The following is a 9178-nucleotide window of genomic DNA, read 5'->3' as shown; positions in this document are numbered from 1 at the left end:
TTAGTGCTGTTTTTAGGCACGAATACCTGTAACCGCGCTTCTTTCAAGACTTTATAGATGGTGGGTCTGCTGACGCAATAGGTAGCCGCCAAATCAGAAACGCGGACATTTTCTTCTGTATAAAGCCGCCAAATTTCTTGACGCTGATAGGGCAGTAAACGGGTTCTTTTATGAATATTCATTACAGTATTTTCCTATAAATACTGTAAACAACGCTGGGATTTCTTACAGCGTAAGCGTTTTATTAAAGTGTGTTATCAGCCGTTATTCAGGCAGCCGATTGGAGGTGAATAGACAGACTGACTGCACACTTTGATTGCGGCAGAAAGCAGGGCTTTTTTCAGGTAGCGCCGATTCGATTATCGGCGGCTGCCTGAAATTTTATGAAAAAGATATTCGCAGATGGTGTACTCAATAGCCAAACGACTTTCTTTTTCATTACGAGCTAATCCGAAACAATCAAGATCCGTATGGCGCAGAAAGCGGAACGGAAAGCCATATCCATGCACAGAAAATAGTTGTTTCGCTATGTGTTGTAAAACACCATGAAAAAAGCGTTGCCCGGCAACATCGCGCAACGCTTTTTTGAAGCATGAAGTAATGATAAATCTATTTTGCGGCGGTGGTTCTGATTAAGTAATCAAATGCACCCAATGCCGCTTTTGCGCCTTCACCTGAGGCAACAATGATTTGTTTGAACGGAACAGTGGTGCAATCACCGGCGGCAAACACGCCCGGAATATTGGTGCGGCCGTGGTCGTCAATGATGATTTCACCCACGGGTTGAGTGAGTTCCAATGTGCCTTTGAGCCATTCGGTGTTGGGTTGCAAGCCGATTTGCACAAATACGCCTTCTACGTCTAAGCGAGAAACTTTATCAGAAGTACGGTCACGGTAGGACAAGCCGTTTACTTTATCGGCTGCGCCGTGTACTTCGGTGGTTTGGGCGTTATAAATGATTTTGGTATTGGGCAGGCTTTTCAGTTTTTGCTGCAATACTTCATCGGCGCGCATTTTGTCGGAAAATTCCAATAAGGTAACGTGAGAGGCGATATTGGATAAATCAATCGCCGCCTCGACGCCGGAATTGCCGCCGCCAATCACCACCACGGGTTTGCCTTTAAACAAGGGTCCGTCGCAATGGGTGCAGAATGCCACGCCTTTGGTGCGGTATTCGTTTTCACCCGGTACATTCAATGTGCGCCAGCGTGCGCCTGTGCTGATAATTACGCTTCTGGATTTTAAAACCGCACCGCTTTCGGTGTGTAATTCAATCAAGCCGCCTGCGGTTTTTGCCGGAATCAATTCTTTGATTTTTTGCAAGCGAATGATGTCCACGTTGTAGTTCAATACGTGTTTTTCTAAATTGGCTACCAATTCTTGTCCGGTGGTTTTCTCAATGGAAACATAGTTTTCAATGTCCACGGTATCCAATACCTGACCGCCGAACCGTTCGGCAACAATGCCCACACGCAAGCCTTTGCGGGCGGCATAAACCGCAGCGGCACTGCCTGCGGGGCCGCCGCCGATAATCAAAACATCAAATGGTTCTTTTTGGCTGATGGCTTTGGCGGTTTCTTCCACTGAGCCGGTATCAATTTTGGCAACGATTTCCGCCAATTCCATGCGGCCTTGACCAAAATGTTCGCCGTTTAAATAAATCGTGGGAACACCCATGATGTTTTTGGCTTCGATTTCGGCTTGATACAATGCCCCGTCAATGGCGGTATGGGTGATGTTGGGGTTTAACACGCTCATCAGGTTTAAGGCTTGCACCACGTCAGGGCAGTTGTGACAGGAAACCGAATAATAGGTTTCAAAATGAAACGTACCCGTCAGTTTTTTGATGCGATCTTGCAATTCCTGCGGTGCTTTTGACGGATAGCCGCCCACTTGCAGTAAAGCCAGCACCAAGGAAGTAAATTCGTGCCCCAGCGGCACACCGGCAAATACCACGCCGGTATTTTTACCCGGCTCGGTAATCAAAAATGACGGTTTGCGCGCATCTTTGCCATTGGTGCGCACGCTGATTTTGCTGCTCAGTGGTTTTATTTCATTGAGTAAATCCAGCATGTCTTGCGCGCCTTTGCTGTCGTCTAAAGAAGCAAGCAGTTCAACGGGCTGTTCCAGTTTTTCCAAATAGGCTTTTAATTGGCTTTTTAAGGTATCGTCTAACATCATTAAATCCTTTCAAGATAAATTTGCCGATTTATTTTTCGGGTGATTTTATTAGGAAACAAATACATTGCTTTGCCTTCAAACAAGAAGGCAAACAAATCATTTTTTAATCGTTGTGTTTTATGCAATTGCGGTTCGCTTACATTCCGCGATTAAAAAGTGATTTATTTTGAACGAAAAAACCCGAACACCGGCAGTTGAGGTGTCCGGGTTTTACTGTTATCTGAAATAAAGGCGTCAGTAAACCTTAGATTTTGCCGACCAAATCCAAAGACGGTGCCAAAGTGGCTTCGCCTTCTTTCCATTTGGCAGGGCAAACTTCACCTGGGTGTGAGGCAACGTATTGAGCGGCTTTCAATTTACGCAGCAAATCGTTGGCATCGCGGCCAATGCCTTCGGCGGTTACTTCAATCGATTGAATCGTGCCTTGCGGATCGATGATGAAGGTGGCACGGTCTGCCAAGCCTTGACCGTCGCGCAATACGCCGAAATTATTTGCCAAAGTGGCGGTTTGGTCGCCCAGCATGTAGTATTTGATTTTGCCGATGGTTTCGGAATTGTCATGCCATGCTTTGTGGGTGAAGTGGGTATCGGTAGAAACGGAATAAACTTCTACGCCCATTTTTTGCAATTCGGCGTAGTGGTCAGCCAAGTCGCCCAATTCTGTGGGGCAAACAAAGGTAAAATCGGCAGGGTAGAAGAAGAATACAGACCATTTGCCTTTGACATCGGCATCGGTAACTTCAACAAAATCACCGTTGTAGAATGCGGTGGCTTTAAACGGCAATAATTGGGTATTTACTTTAGCAACCATGTGAATAAACTCCTGTTGGGTTAAGTTGAGTGGATAAAACAGCTAATGGTTAGCAGTGTATAGAATTGAAGCGATAGAATCAACAAAACAAAATTTAAAAATCGATTGATTTTTACAATAATTATTGGTTTATAAAGGTAACTATCTGTTTAAAATAAAAAAATTTTATTGATTGTTGTGTTTTTGTTTGAAAAAGCCTGCGTTTATCTTGGTTTGTAAACAGAATACATTGTATTTTCAGGCAGCCGCTCGGTTCAATCTATTGTTATTGTGTCTGAAAATAAATAAACAGAACAGAGGATTTTTGTTTGTTTACTTTGTTTTGCCATTAAAGAGGCAGTGCGATGGTGTTTTGGTGGTTGTACATCGGCAGAGAAAATGGAGAGCCGAAAAAAGATTTATTTTGACAACAGTAAACGGCAGTAGATTCAAAATCATTCAGCATCATTCAGCGGGAAAACCCGCTCAAATCGCCCAACGACGGCGGCAAGACGAGCAATCAGAGCGTGGGCTGACCTTGAATTTGCTGTTCGCTGTTGGCAGTGAGGTAAGAGCTGGCTAAGTCGGTGCAGCAGCCGCAGCAAGTAGCAACGCCCAGCTGCGCTTGCAAATCAGCCAGATTCATCGCGCCGGCGGCAACGGTTTCTTGAATTTGACGGTCGGTAACGGCATTACACAGGCAAACATACATGGCACTATCTCCTTATCAATAATGGGCGCTGATTTTTTGTAAATAATAATGGTTTTTATTCAGCATTTCAAGAGAAAAATAAGTAATGACCCTGTAAATGACGGCAATGCTTTAAAATAAGCCGCTGTAATCAAGCTGCCCCGTACCTTTTCAGGCAGCCTGAAAATCAAAACAGATGCCGCGAAGAAGGACAAAGCAATTCGCTCTTTAAAGTTTGACATGTTGTGCATGCGTGTGTTGCTGTGTTGGCTCGCGGTTTGGGTAATCGCATATTGGTTGCACATTCCTGCACGGCAGCCCTTTGCGATTTTCGGGCTTTGTGTTACAAAGTTTCTTATTTGTATTTGTTAAGCCGATACCATGAATACTGCTGACTACGCCATTAATCACACCGCTGTTTGGGCGCAATTGCATCAACACCAGCGCAGCACCCGCTTTTTGCACATGCGTGATTTATTTGCGCAAGACCCACAGCGGTTTGAAAAAATGAGTATTTCATTCAACGGATTGCTGTTGGACTACAGCAAAAACCGAATCACCGAAGACACGCTGCGTTTGCTGATTGAATTGGCGTGTTCGGCGGATTTGTCGGGTTGGATGCACAAAATGCGCTCGGGCGAAAAAATCAACATCAGTGAAAACCGTGCTGTGCTGCATACTGCACTCAGGCTGCCTGAAAACACGGCAGCCAAAGTGTATGTGGACGGACGCAATGTTGTGCCGGAGATTCACCGCGAATTAAACCGTGCGCTGGCGTTTGCCCAAAGTTTAAATGAAGGCAAGCACTTGGGCGCACGCGGTGATTGCATTCGTGATGTGGTCAATATTGGTATCGGCGGCTCAGATTTGGGTCCGCAAATGGTAACGCTTGCGTTAAAGCCGTATCAGCAAAAAGTGAATGTGCATTTTGTTGCGAATATTGACGGTGCGAATTTGGCTCAAGTGCTGGAGAAAGTGTTTGCCGAAAGCACGGTGTTTATTGTTGCCAGCAAATCATTCACCACGCCGGAAACTTTGCTGAATGCCAAAACAGCGCGCGCGTGGTTTTTGCAGCAAGGTTTTCAGGCAGCCGATATTGCGCGGCATTTTGTTGCGGTGTCTTCGGCTGTGGATAAGGCGGCTGATTTTGGTATCGCACCCGATAATGTTTTTGCGCTGTTTGATTGGGTGGGCGGGCGTTATTCGGTGTGGTCAAGCATTGGTTTGGCGGTGATGTGTGCCATTGGTGCGGCAAATTTCCGTGATTTTTTGGCGGGCGGACACGCCATTGATGAGCATTTTTTCAATACGCCGTTTCGGCGCAATATACCGGTGCTGCTGGGCTTAATCGGTTTGTGGTACAACACATTTTACGCATCGGCAAGCCATGCGGTGATTCCGTATGATCATGGATTGCGCCGCCTGCCCGCGCATTTGCAGCAATTGGATATGGAGAGCAACGGCAAACAAACTGACCGATACGGCAATCGTTTGGATTTTGATACCGGTGCGGTGATTTGGGGAGAAGAAGGCGTGAACAGCCAACATGCTTTCTTTCAGTTGCTGCACCAAGGTTCACGCTTGATTCCGTGTGATTTTATTGTGCCGATAAATAGCCATTATGATGTCGGTGAACAGCACCGCGTGTTGGCGGCCAACGCGCTTGCACAAACCGAAGCATTGATGCGCGGTAAAACTTTGGCGGAAGCCTATGCCGAATTGGCAGACATGAATCCGCGCCGACGTGATTTGCTCGCGCCACAAAAAGTGTTTCCCGGCAATCAACCGTCCAACACTTTGTTATTGGATAAAGTAACACCGTTTCATTTGGGCATACTGCTGGCAATGTATGAACACAAAGTGTTTGTACAGGGCGTGATTTGGGGAATTAATTCATTTGACCAGTGGGGCGTGGAATACGGCAAAGTACTTGCCAAGCGCATTGAGCCGCAGCTGTCTGACACGGCGGCATTGGCGCATGATTCGTCCACCAATGGCTTAATTGCGTATTTCAGGGAGCATCAACGTGAACGAAACACTTAATGCCGTAACCGCTTGGCTTCAAGCGCATCAATGCACTGTTACCTGCGCCGAATCCTGTACCGGCGGTTTATTGGCGGCGGAACTGACGTGTTTGCCCGGCAGTTCAGCTTGGTTTGACATGGGTTTTGTTACCTACAGCAATGAAGCCAAACAAACTTTATTGAATGTGCGTGAAGCAACTTTGCGGCAGCATGGCGCGGTGAGTGCGGCATGTGTGCGTGAAATGGCACAGGGCGCATTACTCGCTGCCCGTGCCGATTATGCTTTGTCGGTTTCTGGTATTGCAGGACCGACAGGCGGTACAACAGAAAAACCCGTTGGCACGGTTTGGTTTGGTTTGAGCAGTGCCGAGGGTGTTTGGGCGGAACAGCAACACTTTATCGGCAGCCGCGATGAAATCCGTGCACAAGCGGTGTGCTTTGCTTTGGCATTGCTGGCGCGGCGGCTTTCTTTGTAAATTAACCGTACCGTTAAAAATGCGGGTAGTTGCCGTGTTTGTTTGCCATGACCGTAAGCAACTTCAAATCGGCACACCCAATGCGCGGCCAATCAATGCGCTGATAAACAATGCCGCCGCGCCCCACAACACCACGCGCATCATCGCAGGGACAACGGGTGCGCCGCCGAGTTTGGCAGACACATAGCCCAAGCCGCTCAAGCCCAGCAAAGTGGAAATTGCCAATAGCGGCATCAACACAGAAGCGGTGCTGAATACCGCCACCAATACCGGTAAAAACGCGCCGCTGCAAAACGATACGGCACTGGCACAGGCTGCCTGAAATGGTTTGGCTGCGGTGGTGTCGGTGATGCCGATTTCATCTCGAGCATGGGCTTCCAGCGCATTGTGTTGGGTTAAAACAGCGGCAACTTGCGCCGCTAATTCGTGGTTTAAACCGCGCAACTCATAAATCTTTGTTAATTCTGCCAATTCCAATGTGGGATTGCGTGCCAGTTCGTGGGCTTCTTTTGCCAAATCTGCTTTTTCAGTATCGGCTTGACTGGATACGGACACATATTCCCCTGCCGCCATTGACAGCGCACCGCTCACCAATGCCGCCGCACCGGTCAGCAGCAGTGTTGGTGTGCCGACTTGAGCGGCTGATACGCCCATTAATAGACTGGCGGTGGAAATTAAGCCGTCATTTGCGCCCAAAACGGCGGCACGAAGCCAGTTATTGCGTGCGCTGAAGTGTTTTTCCGTGTGCCAAGAATAGCTCATACAAAGGGCTTTCGGTATTAAAGATTAAAAATAATATATTGATTTTATTTTTATTTTATCAGGCTAGGCTTTGGGCAAGGTAACACCGGTTTGCCCCATGTATTTGCCTTCGCGGTCTTTATATGAAGTTTCACACACTTCATCGCTTTCAAAAAACAACACTTGCGCCACCCCTTCGTTGGCATAAATTTTAGCGGGCAGCGGTGTGGTGTTGGAAAACTCTAAGGTAACAAAACCTTCCCATTCGGGTTCAAACGGGGTTACGTTCACGATAATGCCGCAACGGGCGTAAGTGGATTTACCCAGACACACCGTTAAAATATTGCGCGGTATCCGAAAATATTCTACCGTGCGCGCTAAGGCAAATGAATTGGGCGGAATAATGCAGTAATCGTCTTCTACGGTAACAAAATTTCGGGTATCGAAATTTTTAGGATCGACAATGGTGCTGTTGATGTTGGTGAAAATCTTGAATTCGCCCGCGCAGCGAATGTCGTAGCCATAGCTGGACGTGCCGAAAGAAATGATTCTTTGCCCGTTGATTTCTTTGACTTGATTGGGCTCAAACGGCTCAATCATGCCGTGCTTCTCGCTCATGCGGCGAATCCAGTTGTCTGATTTAATGCTCATGGCACGGCTTTCATTGAGTAAATGTCAATATAAATGACAATAGATAGTTAAATGGTATTATTTTCATTAAATTTGAAAAAATACACAATAGCCAAATATTGTTGTTGCGGCGTTTGGCGGTGCGGCTTTTCGGGCGGTTTGTTTTCGGCAGCGAAGCTGTGTTAAACTAAGCAGTTAATTTTATTGTATTAGTGAACATTATCTTCGCTAATCGGTTCATTTTGAAAATTTAAGGAATAGTCCATGAGCGCAGCGGTGGAAAAACTGGAAAACTTGGAACGCAGAATTGTGTTGTCTTTGCCGTGGGACAGCATTAATGCCAAAGTGGCAGAACGTTTAAAAAATACGCAAAAACGGGCAAAAGTTGATGGCTTCCGCCCCGGTAAAGCACCGTTAAAAATGGTTGACGCCATATACGGCAGCAGTGTGCGTGATGAAGTGCTGAATGACAGCGTGCAGCAAACGTTTGCCGAAACCGTGCTGGCTGAAAAAATTGATGTGGCGGCTTTGCTGGGCTTTGATGCCATTGAAGAACAGAGCGACGAAAAAGTTTTTCAGGTAGCCGCTCGCTTTGAAGTTTATCCTGAAATTCAAATTGGTGATTTGGGCGCGCAGGAAGTCAGTAAAACCACAGTGGAAGCGGGTGAAGCCGAAATCGACAAAACCATTGAAGTGCTTCGCCAGCAGCGTACCCGGTTTAACCGCGTAACGCGTGAAGCCAAAAACGGCGACCGTGTGATTATTGATTTTGCGGGTAAAATCGACGGCGAAGCCTTTGCCGGCGGTTCTTCTGCCAATTATCCGTTTGTTTTGGGCAAAGGTCAGATGCTGCCTGAATTTGAAGCGGGTATTGCCGGCATGAAAGAAGGCGACGTGAAAGAAGTCAGTGTGAATTTCCCTGACGACTACCACGGTAAAGACGTGGCAGGCAAAACAGCGGTGTTCACCATTACATTAAACAATGTTGCCGAAGCCATTTTGCCGGAAGTTGATGCTGAATTTGCCAAAGCCTTGGGCGTGGCAGACGGCGATGTTGTTAAAATGCGCGAAGAAATCCGCAAAAATTTAAACCGAGAAATCAAACGCCGCGCCGATGCACAAACCAAAGAAAGCGCGTTAAATGCTTTGCTGGCGGCAACGCCGATTGATGTGCCCAAGTCATTAACGGCTCAAGAAGCGGAACGCATGGCAGCCGAAATGAAACAAAATTTCACGGCGCAAGGTATGGACGCAAAAAACTTGGATTTGCCTGCTGGAATGTTTACCGAACAAGCACAACGCCGCGTGGCATTGGGTTTGATTGTGTCTAAATTGGTGGGCGAAGAAAAATTAGAGCCGACTGAAGAGCAAGTGAAGCAAGTGGTTGCTGATTTTTCTGAAAGCTATGAAGACCCGCAAGAAGTCATTGATTGGTATTACAGCGACAAGAAAAATTTGGAAGGACCGACTTCTTTGGCGATAGAAGCCAATGTGGTGGATTATATTCTGGGCAAAGCCAAAGTAACTGAAAAAATCGTTACTTTTGATGAAATCATGGGTCAGCAAGCGTAAAATCGGCTGCCTGAAATCAGTGATAACACCAAAGCACCCAAAGCGGTTGAGCCGTGCAGGTGCTTTTTTCACA

8 protein-coding genes and 1 pseudogene are annotated in these 9178 nt (G+C 46.9%); 3 read left to right on the top strand and 6 right to left on the bottom strand.

The window, feature by feature from the left end:
- From Q384_RS02790 to Q384_RS02775, 4 genes and pseudogenes are all read right to left on the bottom strand, one after another.
- Nucleotides 1–182, bottom strand: a pseudogene (locus tag Q384_RS02790) (IS481 family transposase); the annotation flags it as partial.
- 427 nt (nucleotides 183–609) lie between these two features.
- Entirely contained in the window at nucleotides 610–2178 is a 1569-nt protein-coding gene (ahpF, locus tag Q384_RS02785) for an alkyl hydroperoxide reductase subunit F (protein ID WP_037585829.1), read from the bottom strand.
- Nucleotides 2179–2425: 247 nt separating this feature from the next.
- Nucleotides 2426–2992: an alkyl hydroperoxide reductase subunit C gene (gene ahpC / locus Q384_RS02780; RefSeq protein ID WP_037585828.1), complete on the bottom strand. Its 567-nt coding sequence runs from the start codon at nucleotides 2990–2992 to the stop codon at nucleotides 2426–2428.
- A gap of 499 nt (nucleotides 2993–3491) precedes the next feature.
- Nucleotides 3492–3683, bottom strand: coding sequence for a (2Fe-2S)-binding protein (locus Q384_RS02775; RefSeq protein WP_037585827.1), 192 nt, complete (start codon nucleotides 3681–3683; stop codon nucleotides 3492–3494).
- 360 nt (nucleotides 3684–4043) lie between these two features.
- Between Q384_RS02775 and pgi the strand changes: the two genes are divergently transcribed.
- Both pgi and Q384_RS02760 read left to right on the top strand, forming a co-directional pair.
- Nucleotides 4044–5705 carry a glucose-6-phosphate isomerase gene (gene pgi, locus Q384_RS02765; protein ID WP_037585825.1) on the top strand — a complete coding sequence of 554 codons (1662 nt, stop codon included), beginning with the start codon at nucleotides 4044–4046 and terminating at the stop codon, nucleotides 5703–5705.
- Nucleotides 5689–6162, top strand: a complete 474-nt coding sequence (locus Q384_RS02760; protein WP_037585823.1) for a CinA family protein — start codon at nucleotides 5689–5691, stop codon at nucleotides 6160–6162. The genes pgi and Q384_RS02760 overlap by 17 nt, the downstream gene beginning before the upstream one ends.
- A gap of 63 nt (nucleotides 6163–6225) precedes the next feature.
- On the opposite strand, the gene Q384_RS02755 is transcribed toward Q384_RS02760, so the two are convergent.
- Together Q384_RS02755 and dcd are read right to left on the bottom strand one after the other, a co-directional pair.
- Nucleotides 6226–6924 (bottom strand): VIT1/CCC1 transporter family protein, encoded by a 699-nt coding sequence (locus Q384_RS02755; protein ID WP_037585822.1) that lies wholly within the window; start codon nucleotides 6922–6924, stop codon nucleotides 6226–6228.
- A 63-nt stretch (nucleotides 6925–6987) separates the two neighbouring features.
- Complete coding sequence (gene dcd / locus Q384_RS02750; protein ID WP_037585821.1) at nucleotides 6988–7554, bottom strand: dCTP deaminase; 567 nt, start codon at nucleotides 7552–7554, stop codon at nucleotides 6988–6990.
- A gap of 243 nt (nucleotides 7555–7797) precedes the next feature.
- On the opposite strand from dcd, the gene tig reads away from it, so the two are divergent.
- Nucleotides 7798–9105, top strand: a complete 1308-nt coding sequence (gene tig, locus Q384_RS02745; protein ID WP_037585820.1) for a trigger factor — start codon at nucleotides 7798–7800, stop codon at nucleotides 9103–9105.
- Nucleotides 9106–9178 lie beyond the last annotated feature (73 nt).

Origin of the sequence: Stenoxybacter acetivorans DSM 19021 (genome assembly GCF_000745895.1) — a bacterium.
In the GTDB taxonomy this organism is placed as follows: Bacteria; Pseudomonadota; Gammaproteobacteria; order Burkholderiales; family Neisseriaceae; genus Stenoxybacter; species Stenoxybacter acetivorans.
The sequence above is the reverse complement of the archived record's forward strand: the minus strand, read 5'-3'. Positions and strand labels throughout refer to the sequence as shown.

Excerpts from the sequence above, each read along its gene's own strand:
- ahpF (WP_037585829.1), bottom strand. The coding sequence starts at position 2,178 with ATGTTAGACGATACCTTAAAAAGCCAATTAAAAGCCTATTTGGAAAAA.
- ahpC (WP_037585828.1), bottom strand. The coding sequence starts at position 2,992 with ATGGTTGCTAAAGTAAATACCCAATTATTGCCGTTTAAAGCCACCGCA.
- Q384_RS02775 (WP_037585827.1), bottom strand. The coding sequence starts at position 3,683 with ATGTATGTTTGCCTGTGTAATGCCGTTACCGACCGTCAAATTCAAGAA.
- pgi (WP_037585825.1), top strand. The coding sequence starts at position 4,044 with ATGAATACTGCTGACTACGCCATTAATCACACCGCTGTTTGGGCGCAA.
- Q384_RS02755 (WP_037585822.1), bottom strand. The coding sequence starts at position 6,924 with ATGAGCTATTCTTGGCACACGGAAAAACACTTCAGCGCACGCAATAAC.
- dcd (WP_037585821.1), bottom strand. The coding sequence starts at position 7,554 with ATGAGCATTAAATCAGACAACTGGATTCGCCGCATGAGCGAGAAGCAC.
- tig (WP_037585820.1), top strand. The coding sequence starts at position 7,798 with ATGAGCGCAGCGGTGGAAAAACTGGAAAACTTGGAACGCAGAATTGTG.